Here is a 20,675-nt window from a genome sequence, read left to right on the forward strand (position 1 = left end):
TCAGAACTGATAACGCAGCCACGCAAAGAACACATTGCCGTTATTGTAGGTTCCCGGAATATACGTCGCCTGGAAGGTCAGTTTGTTATAGCCGACAGAAGCCAGCGGTAAAACAATCGGGATAGGAATATATTCATAATCGTCACGCGCCGTCACCGCCGCGGTATATCCCAGCCCTAAGCGAAAGTTTTTATCTTCTGCTGGCGTCCATATTTTTTCCCAGCCGTAACCGCCGATGGGTTCCCATTTATTGTGGGAATCTTTAAACGCCATAAAATAAATGCCATTCCAGTTACCCTTTTCATCATATCTGGAAATACCATAGCCTCCCCCCCACGGACGTTCGTTGTATTTATCGGTTTTCTCTTTATCGTAGGTCAGACGGTTATGCCAGGTGATTACCGGCAGATACAAATCCTGTGCATCAGAATCATTCCAGGTCGTTGATACTTTATCGGTGAAGTCTGACCACACGTTCGCAGCCAGCGATTTGTACTGAATGGTATCGGGATCGCTGACGGGGTTAGTACCACTATTATTAGCTGATGCTGACGCACTCACACTGATGGCGCCAAAAAAAATGATTTCCCTGATAACGTTTCTAATATTAACGATATGCATTTATTGTTTTAACTCCATGTTGAAGCTCTATCATAACTCCATCATGAATGAAGAATATAAACACGGATAAAACAAAAATACTGTAAATCGTTAATCATCTGAATTTTAAGAAAATGGTTTTCCAATTATCAGATTTTTCCTGAAACCAATACAACATTTCTTACACTCACAAACATTACTTTAAAGACTATTCCTATTAAATTTGCAAACGCAGCCAGCCAAAAAGTACATTCCCCTTAGAATTTGTACCGGGAATATAGGTAGCCTGGAAAGTCAGTCTCGAGTACCCGACAGACACCAGCGGCAGGACTAACGGGAAGGGGACGTAATCATAATTATCCCGCGCCGAAACAGCGGTTATATACCCTGCCCCCAGACGAAATTCTTTATCATCCAGTGGCTGCCATATTTTTTCATAAGCGTAACCGGCCACAGGCTCCCATTTATTAAAGGAGTCTTTAAAGGCCATTGCATAAATCCCGTGCCAGTTTCCTTTTTCATCATAACGTGAAATACCATAACCGCCGCCCCACGGATGTTCATTATACCCATCAATTTGTTTTTGACTGTGTGTATGTCGGTTATGACGCGTTAATACAGGCAGAAAGAGATCCTGCTGCTGAGGTGCCATCCATGTTTCAGCAACATTATTTTTATAGGAATCCCATAAGCCTTTATCATTTTCTTGCGAGGAAACATTCTGCTGCTGAGAATTAATAACATTATCTTGCGCCTTAACATTAATTGAAAGCAATAATGAAAAGGTTAAAAATGCAAAAGCGAATGCTGCGCGATAATTCACGGAATATAAATTTTTCATTGGCGTTAAAGCCCTGTTGAGTTGACCGGGGCAGTATATAACGACAAACACATATAAATAGTTAATCATTAATTAAGCAATGATAAACCACATGAATATAATAAAGTTATTTCATTATAAAACAATGCATTAGAAATTTATGGTCGCGTGTAAACTGAAATTTTCTTTTACACAGAGCCGCTTTGGCTGAAGTTTACTTCTTTGCCGGATACCCGGATACAAAAAATCCGCAGGCTTTCGCACTGCGGATTTTTATTACTGAGGCTTATTAAGCATCAACCAAGCTGTTTACGCGCATTACGGAACATGCGCATCCACGGGCTGTCTTCGCCCCACTCTTCCGGATGCCAGGAGTTGCTGACCGTGCGGAAAACACGCTCCGGGTGCGGCATCATTACAGTGACGCGGCCTGACAGGTTAGTGACCGCGGTTATCCCGTTCGGGGAGCCGTTAGGGTTCGCCGGATAGTTTTCGGTCGCATGACCGTTATTATCCACAAAGCGCAGCGCCACCAGATTGCTGTGCTCGATTTGCGCCAGATGCGCGGCGTCACGGACTTCCACGTGTCCTTCGCCGTGGGAAACCGCGATTGGCATACGTGAACCGGCCATGCCCTGCATAAACATCGACGGGCTGGCCGTCACTTCCACCAGGCTGAAACGCGCTTCGAAGCGGTCAGACAGGTTACGCACGAAGCGTGGCCAATGCTCTGCGCCCGGGATCAGCTCTTTGAGGTTAGACATCATCTGACAACCGTTACACACGCCCAGTGCCAGCGTCTGCGGACGGTGGAAGAATTCTTCAAACTCTTCGCGCACGCGGTCGTTGAACAGGACGGATTTCGCCCAGCCTTCACCCGCACCCAGCACGTCACCGTAAGAGAATCCACCGCACGCTACCAGCGTGTGGAAATCCTGTAAATCACGGCGACCGGCCAGCAGGTCACTCATATGCACGTCAACCGCATCGAAACCGGCACGGTGGAAAGCAGCAGCCATTTCAACGTGTGAGTTCACACCCTGCTCGCGAAGAACGGCGACTTTCGGACGCGCACCTTTGGCGATGTATGGCGCGGCTACGTCTTCATCCGGAGCGAAAGTCAGTTTGACGTTCAGACCCGGATCGAGATCGTTGGTTTTCGCCTGATGTTCCTGATCGGCACATTCAGGGTTATCGCGCAGGCGCTGCATCTGCCAGGTGGTTTCTGCCCACCAGGTGCGCAGCGTGGTACGGCTTTCGCTGTACACCGGCTTACTGCCGGAAGTGATGATGAAGCGATCGCCGGTTTCCACGGTACCGAGGTAATGCGTGCAATCCGCCAGACCAAAATCAGCCAGGGTTTTTTCCACCGCTTCACGGTCTGATGCACGAACCTGGATCACGGCGCCCAGTTCTTCGTTGAACAACGCAGCCAGCACATCGTTGCCCAGCGCAGCAATATCTGCAGTCAGGCCGCAATGCCCGGCAAAGGCCATTTCAGCCAGCGTCACCAGCAAACCACCGTCGGAACGGTCATGGTAGGCCAGCAATTTCTGTTCAGATACCAGCGCCTGCATGGCGTTGAAGAAGCCACCCAGTTGCTCTGCGCTGCGAACGTCAGCAGGCGTGTTACCGAGCTGGCGGTAAACCTGTGCCAGCGCTGTCGCGCCCAGTGCGTTATGACCTGCCCCCAGATCCACCAACAGCAATGCGGTGTCACCCTGGTCGGTGCGCAGTTGCGGCGTCACGGTATGGCGGACGTCTTCGACACGGGCAAACGCGGTGATTACCAGCGACAGCGGAGACGTCATCTCGCGTTGTTCGTTACCTTCCTGCCAGCGGGTTTTCATCGACATGGAGTCTTTGCCCACCGGAATAGTAATACCCAGCGCCGGACACAGTTCTTCGCCCACCGCTTTTACAGCCGCGTATAAACCGGCATCTTCGCCCGGGTGACCGGCCGCAGACATCCAGTTAGCAGAAAGCTTAACGCGTTTCAGGCTGCCGATTTCCACCGCAGCAATATTCGTGAGCGCTTCACCAACGGCCATGCGACCAGAGGCAGCGAAGTCCAGCAAGGCAACCGGAGCGCGTTCGCCCAGTGACATCGCTTCGCCGTGGTAGCTGTCGAGGCTGGCGGTGGTGACTGCGCAGTCGGCTACCGGGATCTGCCACGGGCCGACCATCTGGTCGCGCGCGACCATGCCGGTGACGGTGCGGTCGCCGATGGTGATCAGGAAGGTTTTCTCAGCAACAGCTGGCAAATGCAGAACGCGATTTACCGCTTCCGCAATCTGGATGTTTTCCGCATTCAGGTCGTCACCTTTCGCTTTCAATGTGGTGACGTCGCGGGTCATTTTTGGCGTTTTACCCAGCAGGACATCCAGCGGCATATCAATTGGCTGGTTGTCGAAATGGCTGTCTTTCAGAGAAAGATGCATTTCTTCGGTGGCTTCACCGATGACCGCGTAAGGTGCTCGTTCACGCTGGCAAATCGCATCGAACTGTTCAAGCTGCGCCGGAGACACCGCCAGCACATAACGTTCCTGTGATTCGTTACACCAGACTTCCAGCGGGCTCATGCCCGGTTCGTCGTTCAGGATGTCACGAAGCTGGAAACGCCCGCCACGGTTGCCATCGCTGACCAGTTCCGGCATGGCGTTAGATAAACCGCCGGCACCGACATCATGGATAAATAAAATCGGGTTGGCTTCGCCCAGTTGCCAGCAGCGGTCGATCACTTCCTGACAACGGCGTTCCATTTCCGGGTTGTCGCGCTGTACGGAAGCAAAATCCAGATCGGCATCAGACTGGCCGGAAGCCATAGAAGACGCCGCGCCGCCACCCAGACCGATATTCATCGCCGGGCCGCCAAGTACAATCAGTTTCGCGCCAACCGTGATTTCACCTTTCTGCACGTGATCGGCACGGATGTTGCCGATACCGCCCGCCAGCATGATCGGTTTGTGATAACCGCGCAGTTCAGGGCCGTTGTGACTATTGACGTTTTCTTCGTAAGTACGGAAGTAGCCCAGCAACGCCGGACGACCGAATTCGTTGTTAAATGCTGCGCCGCCCAGCGGGCCATCGGTCATGATATCCAGCGCGGTAACGATACGATCCGGCTTACCAAAATCTTCTTCCCACGGCTGTTCAAAACCAGGAATACGCAGGTTTGACACGGAGAAACCGACCAGACCGGCTTTCGGTTTCGCGCCGCGACCGGTTGCACCTTCGTCACGGATTTCACCGCCGGAACCTGTGGCCGCACCTGGCCACGGAGAGATCGCCGTCGGGTGGTTATGGGTTTCGACCTTCATCAGGATATGCGCCTGCTCCTGATGGAAATCGTACAGACCGTCTTTCGCATCGGCGTAGAAGCGACCGACCTGCGAACCTTCCATCACGGCGGCGTTATCTTTATACGCGGACAGCACGTGATCGGGAGTGTGTTCGAACGTGTTCTTGATCATCTTAAACAGGGATTTCGGCTGCGTTTCGCCGTCGATAATCCAGTCTGCGTTGAAGATTTTGTGACGGCAGTGTTCTGAGTTTGCCTGTGCGAACATATACAGTTCGATGTCCGTCGGGTTGCGCCCCAACGACGTAAAGGCATCCATCAGATAATCAATTTCGTCCTGAGCCAGTGCCAGACCTAATTTGGTGTTGGCGGCTTCCAGAGCGCCACGGCCAACGCCCAGGATATCCACATGCTGCACCGGGGCCGGCTGATGCTGCGCAAACAGCGCGCTGGCGTCTTCCAGATGACCAAAGACAGTTTCCATCATGCGGTCATGCAGTAATGCGCCCAGTTCATTCCACTGTGGTTCGGTCAGTTGCGGCGCCTGTACATAAAATGCCAGACCGCGTTCCAGACGCACAACCTGCGACAAGCCGCAATTGTGTGCAATATCGGTAGCTTTGGAAGACCACGGAGAAATGGTGCCAGGGCGCGGGGTAACCAGCAGTAAACGACCAGAAGGAGCGTGTTCAGCGAGAGAAGGACCGTATTTCAGGAGGCGTTGTAACTTGGTTTGTTCGTCCGAACTCAGCGGCGCGCTGACATCGGCAAAATGTACATATTCGGCGTAGATATCGCTGACCGGAAGACGGGCTTCCTGACAACGGGACAACAATTTGTTAATGCGAAAAGCCGACAAAGCGGGCGAACCACGCAGTATTTCCATAATCACAGATCTCTCGTCTTCGAAGACACTGACCACAGTGCTTCTTTGGGCGCAACAGGGGGAAAACGCGGGCTATTATAAAGAAAGCTGACGCCCGACGAAACCGTTTGCGCAGGGAAACTTGATATTCATTTATAGCCCCACATATTTTACGGATATCATGAATAAAGTTGCAGACTGCCGTTTTGTTGAGCAAAATGCGTCAGCACTGGGGATATAGCCATACTAACTGCACAGCATAGCGTAAAAAAACAAGAGCGCCGCAGCGAGATAACTATTTGACGCGACTAAAAATTAATTATGTTCTGATGGGGATCGCCGCCCTGTTACTGGCGCTGGCTTTATGGCCGGCAGTCCCGTGGCACAGAGGTGAAGGCGACCAACTGGATCAAATAAAATCCCGTGGAGAATTGCGCGTAAGCACGCTCAATTCTCCACTGACTTTTATGAACTCCCCGGAAGGCAATCTCGGTTTCGATTACGAACTGGCTAAACGCTTTGCAGATTATCTGGGCGTGCAGCTGGTCGTGACACAGCACACCACCATTGAGAGCATGTTCGACGATCTGGATCATGATAATACTGACATGCTGGCTTCCGGTCTGGTGTACAACAATGAGCGGCTGAAAAACTACCGTGCTGGCCCGGAATACTATTCCGTTTCCCAGCAACTGGTTTACCGGCAGGGATCAGTGCGCCCGAAAAGCTTCGCAGACATCAAAGGCTCGCTGGTGGTGTCTGCTGGCAGCGCGCATATCGCCACACTGGAAGCCGCCAGCAAAAAGTATCCCGACCTCGCATGGACCACGACCGATAAGATGTCACCACGCGATCTGTTGCAGCAAGTCGAGAACGGTAAACTTGATTATACGCTGGGCGATTCGGTGACCATCGCCCTGATGCAGCGTGTTTATCCGCGTCTTGCGGTGGCTTTTGATGCGACTGACGACGAACCTGTGACCTGGTACTACCGCAAACAACCTGATGACGATAGCCTTTCTGCCGCCATGCTGGACTTTTTCAGCCAGATTTCAGAAGACGGCACCCTGGAAAAGCTGGAAGAGAAATATCTCGGGCACGTGGGCGATTTTGATTACGTTGATACCCGGACTTTCCTCAATGCCATCGACAGTACGCTGCCGGATTTACAGCCGCTGTTCGAAAAGTATGCCGGGAATATTGACTGGCGTTTACTGGCGGCTATCGCCTATCAGGAGTCCCACTGGGATCCGCAGGCAAAATCCCCGACCGGTGTACGGGGTGTGATGATGCTGACCCGCGCTACCGCTGGCGGATTGAATGTCGACGACCGCACGGATGCCGAACAAAGCATCCGTGGCGGTGCCCAGTATCTGTCGCATCTGATGGATAAAATGCCGGAATCTGTTCCGCAGGATGAACGGATCTGGTTTGCGCTGGCAGCCTATAACATGGGTTACGGCCATATGCTGGATGCCCGCAAACTGACGGCGCAACAGAAAGCCAATCCGGACAGCTGGGCAGATGTGAAACAGCGTCTGCCGATGCTGAATCAGAAACGCTTCTTTAGCCGGACGACTTACGGTTATGCACGCGGTACACAGGCATATAACTATGTGGAGAATATCCGTCGTTATCAGCTGAGTCTGGTGGGATATCTGATGGAAAAGGAAAAACAGCAGGCACAGAAAGCGGCCTTGCAGGCTCAGTTAGGTCAGGGATATCCGGTGGTGAATGCGCAGGAAGCGCTGGCACCGTAAGACTGGCAGGCCTGTTTCTCAGGCCTGATCATCTGCCGCATCACCGGCCTGCGCGGCACGCTCTGCCAGTCGCAGCGCTTTTTTCTGGCTGCGGCGAAAACGAAAAAATGCACTCAGTTGTTCCGAACACGCTTCTGCCAGCACACCCGCCGTAATCTCCACCTGATGATTCATGCCCGGATGGCGCAATACATCGAGCAAAGAGCCCGCTGCGCCGGTTTTGGCATCAGCGGCACCATACACCACGCGACGGATCCGGCTGTGGATCATCGCCCCCGCGCACATAACACAAGGTTCCAGCGTAACGTACAATGTGGCATTGAGCAGACGATAATTTTGCACGGCGTTGCCGCCCTGACGTAATGCCATGATTTCGGCATGCGCTGTCGGATCATGATGGCCGATAGACCGGTTCCAGCCTTCACCAATCACCTGATTGTCTAAAACCAGTACCGCCCCCACAGGCACTTCACCCTCATCCTGCGCTTTCAGCGCCAGATTCATAGCATGTCGCATCCAGTGTTCATCATCATTTATTACTGCCAACTCTGCGTCTGCCACTTCAACCTCAATCATTTTTTACCGGCAGACATTTTATCTGAATTTTGCGCTGGCGGTTATTCCAGTTGCTGTAACTCGCCCTGTTTACTGACGCGAAAACGATGCTCACAAAAGAACAACAACGGATTGTCCTGTTTGCTGTCGCTGTATCCGCTGTAAAGTTTAAGCGGTGAGCCAATGCGGCTTTCGAGTTGCACGACTTTCTCTTCACCCAGACAACGCAAGGGCAGCACCCATCCGCCTTTGCCACGGGCGATCCGGCTGCCGACCAGACGAACCTGCGGCAAAAACAGGGACGTATTATAGACCTGCTGCACCAGATTTTCCGGCGACCCGGTGATCAGCCAGACTTCGGTATCCTCGCTGTCGAGATATTCACGCAGCCTGCGCTGCACCACCGGAAACTCCACCACTTTCTCGCGAAACGCAGCGACAAATTGCAGCTCCAGTGCTTTCAGACGCGCTTCACCGTGGCCGAAAGTAATCGACCACAGCAACAGGCTCATGGGCCAGCGCGCGGCGCGCCCGTGAATAAACAGTCCGATTCCCACCAGCGGCAGAACCGGCACGACTAAAATCAGATTCTGCGGCATCCGCCTGAGCAAAAACCGCAGAAAGCTACCGAACATATCCTGCTGGTGCAGGGTGCCATCAAGATCAAAAAAGACCACCCGCCGATCAGGCTTCGTACTCAATCCGCTACTCCTCGGGATCGTTGAACCCCATCAACCAGGTAAAAATAAAACCAGCCAATACCGTAATGACTAAACCCGTCAGATACAACATCACTTTGCCGGAAATAATGGTCAGCGCCAGTGGCAGCCCGGAAATACCAAACGTGATAACTGTCGCGACTTTCCAGTAACAGATTAGCGCACCACCGACGGCTCCGCCCAGACACGCACCAATAAAAGGGCGGCCGAGCGGCAGCGTAACACCGAATATCAGCGGTTCACCGATGCCGAGAATGCCCACCGGTAGCGCCCCTTTAATCACTTTTTTCAGCCGCGGGTTTCGGGTTTTAATATAAACTGCGATTGCCGCTCCCACCTGCCCCACACCGGCCATGGCTAAAATCGGCAGCAGCGGATTAGAACCATGTGCCTGGATCAGCTCAACGTGGATCGGCACCAGCCCCTGATGCAGACCGGATAACACCAGCGGCAGAAATGTCCCTGCCAGCACCGCGCCCACCAGTAATCCGCCTTTATCAATAGCGATATTAACGCCATGTGCGATGCCGTCAGAGATATAGCCACCGATTGGCTGAAGGATGACAATCGCCAGTGTCGCAGTGATAAGTGTAGTAATCAGTGGATTGAGGATCAGTTCGACCGACTCCGGCAGCCACTGACGCAACCTTTTCTCCAGCCAGCACATCAGCGCAACGACCAGCAATACTGCGATCACACCGCCGCGACCGGGCTGTAAAGCTTCACCAAACAGGGTAATTTGCGCCAGTGCAGGGCTGGAGAGAATCCCCGCCATTACGCCGCCCATGGCCTGAGAACCGCCGAAAACGCGCGCCGCATTCACGCCAACTAAAATATTCATGATGGCAAACACAGCGCCACCAAAAATCGCCAGCAAGCCAAGCACATTAGGATAATCAAGGGCAATGGAACCGGCGATATCCGGCCGCTTGAGCAGATTGATAATGCCCATAATCAACCCCGAGGCGATAAATGCCGGGATCAGCGGGATAAATACATCAGCCAGTTTGCGCAGCGCCCCACTCATCGGCGCAGAGTATTTTGTTTTGGCGCTGGCTTTATTGCGGGCAATCTCGCTTTCATCACCTGGCGAACTCACCGTCCCGGCAGGATTAAGCAACAGACGCATCGCATCCACCACTTTTGCCGCCGCGCCAGGGCCGACAATGAACTGATGCTGGTCACCCTGCTTCAGGTAACCTTTGATACCTTCAAGCGTTTTCAGGCTGGTCAGATCCAGCCGATTATCGTCGTGCACTTCCACACGCACGCGGGTCATGCAGTTTTCCAGTTTGCTGATATTCCGTTCGCCGCCGACACCCTGCAGAATCTGGGAAGCCAGCCGCTGCGTTTTATCCATTGCCATCGCCATGCTCAACTCCTTGAGGTTAATCAGCCAGTGCGGCGCGCAGGAATCCGTTATGTTGCACCAGTCGTGCTTTCGCCTGTGATGCATCAATACCAGCCAGTAGCATGAGAATAGCCGGTTTAACGTCAAAATCAGTCTGAGACAGCGCCAGCTCAGCATCATGGCGTGCCGCGCCCGTGGCCTCGACAACGATCCGGCAGGCACGATCGACCAGTTTGACGTTGGTCGCTTTCACGTCGACCATCAGGTTCTGATAAACCTTGCCACTTTTGACCATCGCCCCGGTTGAAATCATATTCAGCACCAGCTTCTGCGCCGTGCCGGATTTCAAACGCGTTGAACCGGTCAGCGCTTCCGGCCCTACAACCGGAGAAATCGCGATGCTGGCTTCGCGCGCAATCGGAGAATCCGGGTTACAGGAAATCGCTACTGTGGCGCAGCCCATTTCTGTGGCATAGCGCAAAGCACCAATGACATAAGGCGTACGTCCGCTCGCAGCTAATCCGACAACGGTGTCCTGAGCCTTCAGATTCAGATTCTTTAAATCTTCAACACCCAGCGCTTCGCTGTCTTCCGCCCCTTCCACCGCTTTAAGCAGCGCGCCCGGCCCACCGGCAATTAACCCGACAACCATACCGTGCGGAACGCCAAACGTCGGCGGGCATTCAGACGCATCAAGAACGCCGAGGCGGCCACTGGTACCGGCACCGAGATAAATCAGACGCCCGCCAGCCTGAAATGACGCAGCGGCTTTATCGATAGCCAAGGCAATCTGCGGCAGAACCTTGTTGATGGCTTCCGGCACTTTGCGGTCTTCCTGATTAAAACAGGCCACCAGTTCCAGCGTAGACATCTCATCTAAATTCATCGTATCCGGATTTCGGCTTTCTGAAACCAGTGCCCCTAAATTAAGATCTGTGTTCATGCTTCTCTCCTGAATTTTTAATTCAAATTTATTACTCAATATTTGAATATATTATTCATCAATGCGAGGAATATTTGCTATTTTAGATAACATAATCCGTAAAATGTGATGCAAGTATTCAGAGACGCCGGGATAAATCCTCAATGAGTTGTATGATCCGTATCCGCCAGCTTTATCCGACGCTGGCGCAAAATGACCGAAAACTGGCTGATTTTCTACTGGCTCAGCCGGAGAAAGCGCGTCATATGAGTTCGCAGAAACTGGCTGAAATAGCGGGTGTCAGCCAGTCTGGCGTGGTGAAATTTGCCCAAAAACTTGGCTATAAAGGCTTCCCCGCGCTGAAACTCGCAATGAGTGAATCCCTGGCATCACCGGAAAACAGTGAGCCGGTGACGGTGCATAATCAGATTTTAAGCACCGACAGCCTGCATGTTGTGGGGGAGAAATTACTGGCAGAGAAACAGTCGGCGCTTCGCGCAACACTGGATATTAACAGCGAACCGCGTCTGCAAATTGCGTTGTCGATGCTCACCGGTGCCCGAAAAATTGTGCTGAGCGGTATTGGCGCATCCGGATTAGTGGCGAAGGATCTGGCGTATAAGTTGCTGAAAATCGGGGTCACGGCCATTGCCGAATCCGATACTCATGTCCTGGTTGCTACCGTGCAGGCGCTGTCGAAAGAAGATTTATTGCTGGCGATTTCCTTCAGCGGTGAACGGAACGAAATCAATCTCGCGGCAAAAGTCGCCCGCGAGAGTGGTGCAAAGGTCCTGGCCATTACCGGGTTTTCACCTAATACCCTGCAACAACAGGCAGACCATTGTTTGTATACAGTGGCAGAATTACCCGCGACCCGCGGCGCAGCGCTCTCGGCCACCACGGCGCAATATTCCCTGACTGATTTGCTGTTTGTCGCGCTGGTTCAACAGGATACAGCGCACGCGCCGGAGAGGATCCGCCACAGCGAAGAACTGGTGAAAAAGCTGATTTGATCAGGATCATTGGGGGCGTGGAAAGGCATGAATGCAGAACCTACACCAGCGCAATTCTGCTATACTGCGCGCCCTGATTATTGACCTGTTTATTGAACATAAGAGAAAACGTCATGGCCCTGCTGATCACACACAAATGCATTAATTGCGATATGTGCGAACCGGAGTGCCCGAATCAGGCGATCTCGATGGGCAATGAGATTTACGAAATTGACAGCGATCGGTGTACGGAATGCGTCGGACATTATGATAAACCAACCTGTCAGAGCGTCTGCCCGATCGACAATACCATCATCATCAATCCGCAACACACCGAAACCAACGAACAGCTTTGGGATAAATTTGTGGCATTGCATCACACGCTGTAATCACGCCGTGATGCAATGCCAAAAATAAGTAGTATTAGTTTTCTATGATTACAGTGGCACAGGCATAACGCCTTTCATCCGCCAGTGTAACATGAACCGATTTCACACCCATCTCGGCCGCCATTTCCGCCGCGCGGGCATGGAAAACCAGACCTGGTTTCCCCAGCACATCATTGACGACTTCAAATTGCTCAAACGCCAGACCGTTGCGGATACCGGTTCCCAGCGCTTTAGCCGCGGCTTCCTTGACAGCAAACCGCTTCGCCAGAAATCGGACCGGTTGCTGATGTTGCTCATAAACCGCCCATTCATTCGCGCACAAAATACGCTTCGCCAGACGGTCGCCACTGCGTTCAATCACCGCTTCGATACGGGAAATTTCAACGATATCCGTACCTAAACCTAAAATACTCATTACCGGCGCGCTTCCCGCATCAGGTTTTTCATTTCACGTACTGCACAAGATAATCCGTCGATAACAGCCTGACCGATAATCGCATGGCCGATATTCAGCTCATGCATTTCAGGCAATGCGGCGATCGGCTGCACGTTGTGGTATGTCAGACCGTGGCCGGCATTCACTTTCAGACCTTTACCGGCTGCATATGCCGCGCCCTGTTTAATGCGCTCCAGCTCGGCCTGACGTTCAAGGTCAGTTTTCGCTTCAGCATAAGCACCGGTATGAATTTCGATATAAGGCGCCCCCACAGCAACAGCAGCATCAATCTGGCGCATATCCGGGTCGATAAACAGGGAAACCAGTATGCCCGCTTCGCTGAGACGGCTGACTGCAACGGTCATTTTATCCAACTGACCAGCCACATCCAGCCCCCCTTCGGTCGTCACTTCTTCGCGTTTTTCCGGCACCAGACAGCAGAAATGCGGTAAAACTTCACAGGCAATACCGACCATTTCATCGGTGACAGCCATTTCGAGGTTCATGCGGGTTTGGATAGTCTGACGCAGGAGGCGTACGTCGCGATCGGTGATATGACGGCGATCTTCACGCAGGTGGACGGTGATCCCATCAGCACCAGCCTGCTCAGCGATAAATGCCGCCTGAACCGGATCAGGGTAAGCCGTACCGCGTGCATTACGCAGTGTCGCAATGTGATCAATATTAACGCCCAACAGCAACTCAGCCATAACAGCTCCAGATTTAAGAATGAATTGATTTATGAATGGAACAAAAAGCTAATTTCTGCAGTTTACACCCTTGAGAGTGGCGGCGTGTAGCCCGGAGTCCGAATTAGCTGGAAGAATTGTCAGAAGGTGAGACAGGTTTTTTGACCTGAAACTGGCGGAAGAGCTCGCGGCTTTTCAGGGGTTTGCCGCCAAGATAGGGTTTCAGCGCCATACGGGTAAAACGCTTGGCAGCCCGCAGCGTTGAGACATCCGGGAATTCACGGCTGGCCAGTGCTTTCAAATCTCTGCCGGTGAAACTGGAATTATCAATCACCAGACTGGCGATAAAACCTTTTTCTTCACGGTAACGGTACGTCATGGTGTCACTGACTTCTTCACCGCTGCCTGCGCAATGCAGGAAATCCACGCCGTAACCCAGATGATGTAAAAGAGAGAGTTCGAACTGACGCAACGCATACTCAGGAGAACCGCTGGCACTGGCGAGATTTTGCAGACAATTGAGATAATCGAAGAACAACGAAGAGTAATTAGCTTCCTGCTCAAGCACCCGAGAAACGAGTTCATTGACGTACAGACCGCTGTAAAGCATCAGACCAGAAAGGGGAAGTGCCAGGGAGACCGGTTCAGCATTACGCAAGGTTTTCACTTCGCCCCGCCCGCTCCAGCGAACCAGTAAAGGCGTAAAAGGCTGCAGGCAGCCTTTTAAATTGGACCGGCGACCACGCGCACCTTTAGCCAGTATGCGAACCCGCCCTTGTCCCTCAGTGAACAGATCCAGCATTAAGCTGGTTTCACTGTAAGGTCGCCCATGCAAAACAAATGCGCGTTGCCAGCCTTCCATAGGCGCGGACCTTATAAGTCGTCTACATAACCCAGACTGCGCAACGCACGTTCGTCGTCTGCCCAGCCGGATTTGACCTTAACCCACAACTCAAGATGGACTTTCGCTTCAAACATGTTTTCCATGTCATGGCGGGCTTCAATGCCAATCGTCTTGATTTTAGAGCCTTTATTGCCGATAACCATTTTCTTCTGGCCTTCACGTTCTACCAGAATCAGGCCATTGATGTCGTACCCACCCCGTTCATTGCTGACAAAGCGTTCGATTTCAACGGTCACAGAATACGGCAGCTCTTCGCCCAGGAAACGCATCAGTTTTTCACGGATGATTTCAGAAGCCATAAAGCGCTGTGAACGGTCAGTAATGTAATCTTCCGGGAAGTGATGAACCGCTTCCGGCAGACGTTTACGCACCAGAGCCGCGATAGTATCAACATTCGTTCCTTTCTCTGCAGAGATAGGCACGATATCGACGAAGTTCATCTGCTCACTAAGGAATTGCAAATGTGGCAACAACTTAGATTTGTCGGTGACGTTATCAATCTTGTTGATCGCCAGCAGAACCGGTGATTTCAAATCACGCAGTTTGTTAACCACCATTTCGTCATCCGGAGTCCAGTGAGTGCCTTCAACAACGAAGATCACCAGTTCAACATCACCGATTGAGCTGCTTGCAGCACGGTTCATCAGACGGTTGATGGCCCGTTTTTCTTCAATATGCAGCCCCGGGGTATCCACGTAAATGGCCTGATAGGGTCCTTCGGTATGGATACCCATGATACGGTGACGCGTGGTTTGCGGTTTGCGGGAAGTAATGGAGATTTTTTGCCCCAATAATTCATTCAGCAAGGTAGATTTGCCGACGTTAGGACGGCCTACGATTGCAACAAAACCACAGTAATTCTTTTCTTCGCTCATTCAAGCTCCAGCTGTATCAGCGCTTGTTCCGCTGCCGCCTGCTCGGCTTTACGGCGACTTGAACCGGTTCCTACAACCGGCTGGCTCAAGCCACTGACCTGGCAGTGGATGGTAAACTCCTGATCGTGCGCTTCACCGCGAACCTGCACAACCAGATAAGAAGGCAACGGCAGATGGCGACCTTGCAAAAACTCCTGTAAACGGGTTTTTGGGTCTTTCTGCTTATCACCGGGACTGATTTCGTCTAAACGACTACGGTACCAATCGAGAATCAGCTTTTCGACGGTCTGGATATCACTGTCCAGAAACACGCCGCCAATGAGTGCCTCCACCGTATCCGCAAGAATCGACTCGCGGCGGAAACCACCACTTTTCAATTCGCCCGGCCCTAAGCGTAAGCATTCGCCGAGATCGAATTCACGCGCCATTTCCGCCAGCGTATTTCCACGTACTAACGTGGCACGCATGCGACTCATATCGCCCTCGTCTACGCGAGGAAAACGATGATACAGCGCGTTAGCAATGACATAACTAAGAATTGAGTCACCCAGGAACTCTAAACGCTCATTGTGTTTACTGCTTGCGCTGCGGTGAGTCAGTGCCTGCAATAAAAGCTCCTGCTGTTGAAAAGTGTAGCCCAGCTTCCGCTGAAGCCTGTTTATTACGATGGGATTCATGAGTTACCAATAGACTAAGAATGCGTCAAAAACTTCAGCATACGGAACAGGCCTGCTTCGCCCTAAGCCAATCCAAAGCTGTTTCGTTTGCAGTGGCTCCCTCTGTTCGTCTTAAATTAAAATTTAAAATCAGGGGAGCCAACTTTTATCGCCCGAAAGGATATTCTACAACGAGTGGAAATATAATGCTGCGCTAATAGGCATCATTAAATTAATGAATTCCACCAATACGGCTTAAACGAACACCGGTAGGCCATTCACCTTCCTGTTTTTTAAAGCTCATCCAAATTGCAGAAGCTCTACCCACTAAATTCTGTTCCGGCACAAAACCCCAATAACGGCTGTCAGCGCTATTATCACGGTTATCACCCATCATGAAATAATGGCCAGCCGGCACCACCCATGTCCCCAGTGGCTGACCCGGTTGCTGATAATAAGCCCCCAGTTGGTCACGTGCACCTGGCACGGTCAGAATACGATGCGTCACATTGCCCAGCGTTTCATTGCGCTGTACAAGACGGATACCGTCTTGCGGCACGTTAGCGGACGGCGGCGTTTCAAAGAAACCACTGCTCGCTTCGCCGCCCGAAGACTGACCAAAAGTCTGCACGAAATCACTGGCAACACCGGAATCATATGTCACAGCCAGCGCGGTGCTGCAATTTTTGCCCGTTTCGCAAGCAGGCTGCACGGTCACCTGCTTGCTGAACGGATCGTAAGTCACCCGGTCACCGGGCAAGCCTACCAGGCGTTTAATATAGTCCACGCTCGGGTTTTGCGGATATTTAAATACCACCACATCACCACGTTTCGGTTCACCGGTTGAGATCAGCTTGGTTTGAGTAATGGGATCTTTCAGGCCGTAGGCATATTTCTCAACCACGATGAAATCACCAATAAGCAGCGTCGGCATCATCGAGCCAGACGGGATCTGGAAAGGTTCATAAATAAATGAACGCACCACAAACACAACTAACAAGACAGGGAATACCGAAGCACAGGTTTCCACCCAGCCCGGTTGCTTCGCCACTTTGTTCAGCGTTGAATCGTCAACAGAACCACCCGTTTCAGCCTTAATTTTAGCAACTTTAGCCCGGCGTGCGGGTGCCAGCTTGAAACGATCAAGGCACCAGATAATCCCTGACACCAGCGTTGCAACCGCCAGAATCAGGGCAAACATGTTAGCCATGCATACTCCCTACGACTCAATAAAGGATTTACTTGCTGTCTTTGCCCACGTGAAGAATGGCCAGGAACGCTTCTTGTGGTAACTCAACATTACCCACTTGTTTCATGCGTTTCTTACCATCTTTCTGTTTCTGCAAGAGTTTCTTCTTACGGCTGACGTCGCCGCCATAACATTTGGCGAGAACGTTTTTACGTAATTGCTTCACGGTTGAACGGGCAATGATGTGAGCACCAATCGCCGCCTGGATAGCAATATCGAACTGCTGACGCGGGATCAGTTCCTGCATCTTCTCAACCAGCTGGCGTCCACGGAACTGGGAATTGCCACGGTGAGTGATCAGCGCCAGTGCATCCACACGGTCGCCGTTGATTAGAACATCAACACGTACCATGTCAGAAGTCTGAAAACGTTTGAAATTGTAATCAAGCGACGCATAACCGCGTGACGTTGACTTCAGACGGTCGAAGAAATCGAGTACCACTTCCGCCATCGGGATTTCATAAGTCAGTGCGACCTGATTACCGTGGTAAACCATGTTGGTCTGGACACCACGTTTCTCAATACACAAAGTAATCACGCTACCCAGATATTCCTGTGGCATCAGCATGTGACACTCAGCGATAGGCTCACGCAGTTCCAGAATGTTATTCAGTGCAGGCAGTTTAGACGGACTGTCCACATAGACAGTTTCATTGCTGGTCGTCAGAACTTCATAAACAACAGTCGGTGCTGTGGTGATCAGATCCAGATCGTATTCACGTTCCAGACGTTCCTGAATGATTTCCATGTGCAGCAGCCCCAGGAAGCCACAACGGAAACCGAAGCCCAGCGCGGTAGAACTTTCTGGTTCGTAGAACAGGGATGCATCGTTAAGGCTAAGCTTGCCTAACGCATCACGGAAGTTTTCATAATCATCGGAGCTGACCGGGAACAGGCCGGCGTAAACCTGAGGTTTCACTTTCTTGAAACCCGGCAGCGCTTTGTCAGCAGGCTGACGAGCCAGAGTCAGGGTGTCCCCCACTGGTGCGCCGAGGATATCTTTAATCGCGCATACCAGCCAGCCGACCTCACCGCAGTTCAGAATGTCTTTATCGACACGCTTAGGCGTGAAAATACCCAGGCGATCGGCGTTATAAACCTGCCCGGTACTCATCACTTTAATTTTGTCGCCCTTTCTCATGGTGCCATTTTTGATACGCACCAGAGAAACAACGCCGAGATAGTTATCGAACCATGAATCGATGATCAACGCCTGAAGTGGCGCCTCAGGATCACCTTCCGGCGGTGGTACATCACGCACCAGACGCTCCAGCACTTCTGGCACACCGACACCGGTTTTCGCTGAACAACGAACAGCATCCGTGGCATCGATACCCACGATGTCTTCGATTTCCTGCGCTGCACGATCAGGATCGGCGGCCGGTAAGTCGATTTTGTTCAGAACCGGCACGACCTCCAGATCCATTTCCATCGCGGTATAGCAGTTTGCCAGCGTCTGGGCTTCAACACCCTGACCAGCATCCACCACTAATAATGCGCCTTCGCAGGCAGCGAGAGAGCGGGATACTTCATAGGAAAAGTCAACGTGCCCCGGCGTGTCGATAAAGTTCAGGTGATAAACCTGACCATCTTTTGCTTTGTAGTCGAGCGTCACGCTTTGCGCTTTGATGGTGATGCCGCGTTCACGCTCAAGATCCATTGAGTCGAGGACCTGCGCTTCCATTTCACGGTCGGCTAAGCCACCGCAAATTTGAATAATACGGTCTGACAGCGTCGACTTACCGTGGTCAATGTGGGCAATAATGGAGAAATTTCGTATATGCTTCATTATAAAAGTTTTTCTACCTTGGTATTTCTGAATCATTCGCCATGAACATACAGCGACGGTTTGTAGGTTGGCTGTCTTTCGCCTAAGTCGCAGCATTCTACATGCCAGCACCATGAAAACCTAGTCTCCGCACACCCTAACTCCAGATTATGCGAGCTTTCTCAGGATGAAATCCCCACATTTTCATTTGTTTTCATTACCGGAGCGTCTGTGTGCTTCCTAGGTTTGTCTCAGTCCGGTATTCCATGTATGGGCTTCCTGCCTTTTGGTTTTAGGAAAATCCCCATATACAGAAACGCGTATTGAAACTTAATATATTGTTATAAAAGAAATTACATAATTTCTAACTCATAAAGTTCTCATTCAACTTCTTCCACAAATATCTTTTTTATTTTTAATTCAATCCGGTCACAAGGTTATCAATATGATCAATGAAGGGCGGCTGCTCAGTCAGCATGGCTTTGCCAAAGCCAACTCTTGGATCACTCTGGTCCTGTCTGTGTTGTTGTTGATCGGCGGCGCAGTGCAAATTGCATTTTTGCTGGCCTTTGGCCACACCGCTGAGGGGCTGCATACCGTAATTTTGTCCGCTCTGCTCAGTATTGCCCTGGGGGTGGTGCTCATTCTGCTGCGACGTCTGATACGACCCAATCAATTCTATCAGCTTCATGAAAATGGAATTTTAGTTATAAGCCAAACGGATAAAAAAAATCGTTTTATTCCTTTTGACCGCATCATGGATATATATCGATTCAGAACCGGAAAATACACCCGTCGTATTTTAAATACGATGATCTTCCGTGAGGGAAATAGCAAAACCTGGCATCGTATTACGCCAAACATTGCCAATTCTGAAAGATTAATTGAAGTCATTAAAAACGAACACCTGATGTATCGCGGCCCATGGGCCCTAAACAGGCTGGCTCAGGGGGGAGATATTCTTTTTACATATCTGGTGAATCCACATTGCGGGTGGAAAAGATTTATCGGCGCTAACCTTCTGGCGCTGAACGAAAAAAAGATACATCTGAGCGCGTTGATGTTAACCACCGACGAAGGGAAAATAGTGCCTGTTGAGGATATTCAGTTTATCAGTGGCGGCAGCAACAGCCCGTTAATACGTCTGCTCGATAAACACGGCCGCATCCTTTTCTCTGTAGAGTATACATCGCTTTCTAGCGCAGATCTTTTCATCGCATTGATCGAGCATATGATCCAAAACCGTATACCGGTCAGAAACTAAAAAAATGCCACAGGGTTAGCGAACACTGTGGCATTTTTAAGCACTGTAGGATGCAGAAAGTTAAGAAGGGAGTTTGCTTTCAACCGAATAACGGAAAGCATCAGGAGGCAAACCCACCTGCAAGATGACTGGCTGGTAACCTGCTTTTCCATCGACTTTCGCAGCCAGTGCTTTAGCAATCAGGAAACCTAATCCACCACCCAACACCGCACCAATAACCGCGTATACATCTGCTTTCAGCAAGGCCTGCAACGCACCACCACCCGCAATCACACCAAAGAGCGGCGTCATATAAACCAGCAACGCCGAGCGCAACAGGCTTCCTTCCGGTATCCCCAGTTCAACTTTCTGACCAGGTGCAAGAGGCTCGTTAACGCTGACCTGAAGATTATGTTCAGTCTGCGGCCCTAACTCATTCAATACGCGAGCGCCACACCCTGAACGTGAATGGCAACTACTGCAACCCGCCTGTGTTTCACAACGCAACGTCGCAATACCGTCTTTCCACGACACCACCGTGGCCCATTCTTTCATCATGTAATCACCCTGTATTTCTATTG

The 20,675-nt window shown here is 51.4% G+C and carries 19 protein-coding genes; 4 read left to right on the forward strand and 15 right to left on the reverse strand.

All coding sequences use genetic code 11. The features are described 5' to 3' along the window. The 3 genes from pagP (GW591_RS11980) to purL form a co-directional block, all read right to left on the reverse strand. A complete protein-coding gene (gene pagP / locus GW591_RS11980; RefSeq protein ID WP_013576705.1) occupies positions 1-621 on the reverse strand; it encodes a lipid IV(A) palmitoyltransferase PagP in 621 nt (206 codons plus the stop codon). A gap of 196 nt (positions 622-817) precedes the next feature. Beyond that, positions 818-1,441, reverse strand: a complete 624-nt coding sequence (gene pagP / locus GW591_RS11985; RefSeq protein ID WP_037036764.1) for a lipid IV(A) palmitoyltransferase PagP — start codon at positions 1,439-1,441, stop codon at positions 818-820. A 275-nt stretch (positions 1,442-1,716) separates the two neighbouring features. Continuing rightward, complete coding sequence (gene purL, locus GW591_RS11990) at positions 1,717-5,610, reverse strand: phosphoribosylformylglycinamidine synthase (protein ID WP_183065365.1); 3,894 nt, start codon at positions 5,608-5,610, stop codon at positions 1,717-1,719. A 275-nt stretch (positions 5,611-5,885) separates the two neighbouring features. Here purL and mltF point away from each other — a divergent pair, with 275 nt between their 5' ends. Further along, complete coding sequence (gene mltF, locus GW591_RS11995) at positions 5,886-7,346, forward strand: membrane-bound lytic murein transglycosylase MltF (protein WP_013576708.1); 1,461 nt, start codon at positions 5,886-5,888, stop codon at positions 7,344-7,346. Positions 7,347-7,364: 18 nt separating this feature from the next. Here mltF and tadA read toward each other — a convergent pair whose 3' ends face one another. Genes tadA through murQ form a run of 4 tightly spaced genes read right to left on the reverse strand, consistent with a single transcriptional unit; the run spans position 7,365 to position 10,914 of the window. Next, positions 7,365-7,922 (reverse strand): tRNA adenosine(34) deaminase TadA, encoded by a 558-nt coding sequence (gene tadA, locus GW591_RS12000; RefSeq protein WP_112197066.1) that lies wholly within the window; start codon positions 7,920-7,922, stop codon positions 7,365-7,367. 41 nt (positions 7,923-7,963) lie between these two features. Then, entirely contained in the window at positions 7,964-8,602 is a 639-nt protein-coding gene (yfhb, locus tag GW591_RS12005; RefSeq protein ID WP_013576710.1) for a phosphatidylglycerophosphatase C, read from the reverse strand. Between the two features lie 4 nt (positions 8,603-8,606). Next, complete coding sequence (locus tag GW591_RS12010) at positions 8,607-9,980, reverse strand: PTS transporter subunit EIIC (protein WP_037037465.1); 1,374 nt, start codon at positions 9,978-9,980, stop codon at positions 8,607-8,609. Between the two features lie 28 nt (positions 9,981-10,008). Continuing rightward, the gene (gene murQ / locus GW591_RS12015; RefSeq protein WP_013576712.1) at positions 10,009-10,914 is read right to left on the reverse strand and encodes an N-acetylmuramic acid 6-phosphate etherase; all 906 of its coding nucleotides are present in this window, start codon (positions 10,912-10,914) and stop codon (positions 10,009-10,011) included. Positions 10,915-11,057: 143 nt separating this feature from the next. Here murQ and GW591_RS12020 point away from each other — a divergent pair, with 143 nt between their 5' ends. Further along, the gene (locus GW591_RS12020) at positions 11,058-11,906 is read left to right on the forward strand and encodes a MurR/RpiR family transcriptional regulator (protein ID WP_037036757.1); all 849 of its coding nucleotides are present in this window, start codon (positions 11,058-11,060) and stop codon (positions 11,904-11,906) included. Between the two features lie 113 nt (positions 11,907-12,019). After that, positions 12,020-12,274: a YfhL family 4Fe-4S dicluster ferredoxin gene (locus GW591_RS12025; RefSeq protein ID WP_013576714.1), complete on the forward strand. Its 255-nt coding sequence runs from the start codon at positions 12,020-12,022 to the stop codon at positions 12,272-12,274. A gap of 34 nt (positions 12,275-12,308) precedes the next feature. On the opposite strand, the gene acpS is transcribed toward GW591_RS12025, so the two are convergent. The 7 genes from acpS to lepA all read right to left on the reverse strand — a co-directional run bounded on the left by acpS (position 12,309) and on the right by lepA (position 18,872). After that, positions 12,309-12,689 (reverse strand): holo-ACP synthase, encoded by a 381-nt coding sequence (acpS, locus tag GW591_RS12030; RefSeq protein ID WP_013576715.1) that lies wholly within the window; start codon positions 12,687-12,689, stop codon positions 12,309-12,311. Next, the gene (pdxJ, locus tag GW591_RS12035; protein WP_013576716.1) at positions 12,689-13,420 is read right to left on the reverse strand and encodes a pyridoxine 5'-phosphate synthase; all 732 of its coding nucleotides are present in this window, start codon (positions 13,418-13,420) and stop codon (positions 12,689-12,691) included. Before pdxJ ends, acpS begins: the two co-directional genes overlap by 1 nt. A 103-nt stretch (positions 13,421-13,523) precedes the next feature. Continuing rightward, positions 13,524-14,261 (reverse strand): DNA repair protein RecO, encoded by a 738-nt coding sequence (recO, locus tag GW591_RS12040; RefSeq protein WP_013576717.1) that lies wholly within the window; start codon positions 14,259-14,261, stop codon positions 13,524-13,526. An 11-nt stretch (positions 14,262-14,272) separates the two neighbouring features. Beyond that, positions 14,273-15,178 (reverse strand): GTPase Era, encoded by a 906-nt coding sequence (gene era, locus GW591_RS12045; RefSeq protein ID WP_013576718.1) that lies wholly within the window; start codon positions 15,176-15,178, stop codon positions 14,273-14,275. Further along, positions 15,175-15,855: a ribonuclease III gene (gene rnc / locus GW591_RS12050; protein WP_015698392.1), complete on the reverse strand. Its 681-nt coding sequence runs from the start codon at positions 15,853-15,855 to the stop codon at positions 15,175-15,177. The genes era and rnc overlap by 4 nt, the downstream gene beginning before the upstream one ends. 211 nt (positions 15,856-16,066) lie before the next feature. Next, a complete protein-coding gene (gene lepB, locus GW591_RS12055) occupies positions 16,067-17,044 on the reverse strand; it encodes a signal peptidase I (RefSeq protein WP_166860641.1) in 978 nt (325 codons plus the stop codon). 28 nt (positions 17,045-17,072) lie between these two features. Continuing rightward, entirely contained in the window at positions 17,073-18,872 is a 1,800-nt protein-coding gene (lepA, locus tag GW591_RS12060) for a translation elongation factor 4 (RefSeq protein ID WP_041689010.1), read from the reverse strand. 424 nt (positions 18,873-19,296) lie between these two features. Here lepA and GW591_RS12065 point away from each other — a divergent pair, with 424 nt between their 5' ends. Next, positions 19,297-20,115 carry a hypothetical protein gene (locus GW591_RS12065; RefSeq protein ID WP_112151743.1) on the forward strand — a complete coding sequence of 273 codons (819 nt, stop codon included), beginning with the start codon at positions 19,297-19,299 and terminating at the stop codon, positions 20,113-20,115. 60 nt (positions 20,116-20,175) lie between these two features. Here GW591_RS12065 and rseC read toward each other — a convergent pair whose 3' ends face one another. Continuing rightward, the gene (gene rseC / locus GW591_RS12070; RefSeq protein ID WP_037036752.1) at positions 20,176-20,652 is read right to left on the reverse strand and encodes a SoxR-reducing system protein RseC; all 477 of its coding nucleotides are present in this window, start codon (positions 20,650-20,652) and stop codon (positions 20,176-20,178) included. Between the last annotated feature and the right edge of the window lie 23 nt (positions 20,653-20,675).

This window comes from Rahnella aceris (genome assembly GCF_011684115.1).
In the GTDB taxonomy this organism is placed as follows: Bacteria; Pseudomonadota; Gammaproteobacteria; order Enterobacterales; family Enterobacteriaceae; genus Rahnella; species Rahnella aceris.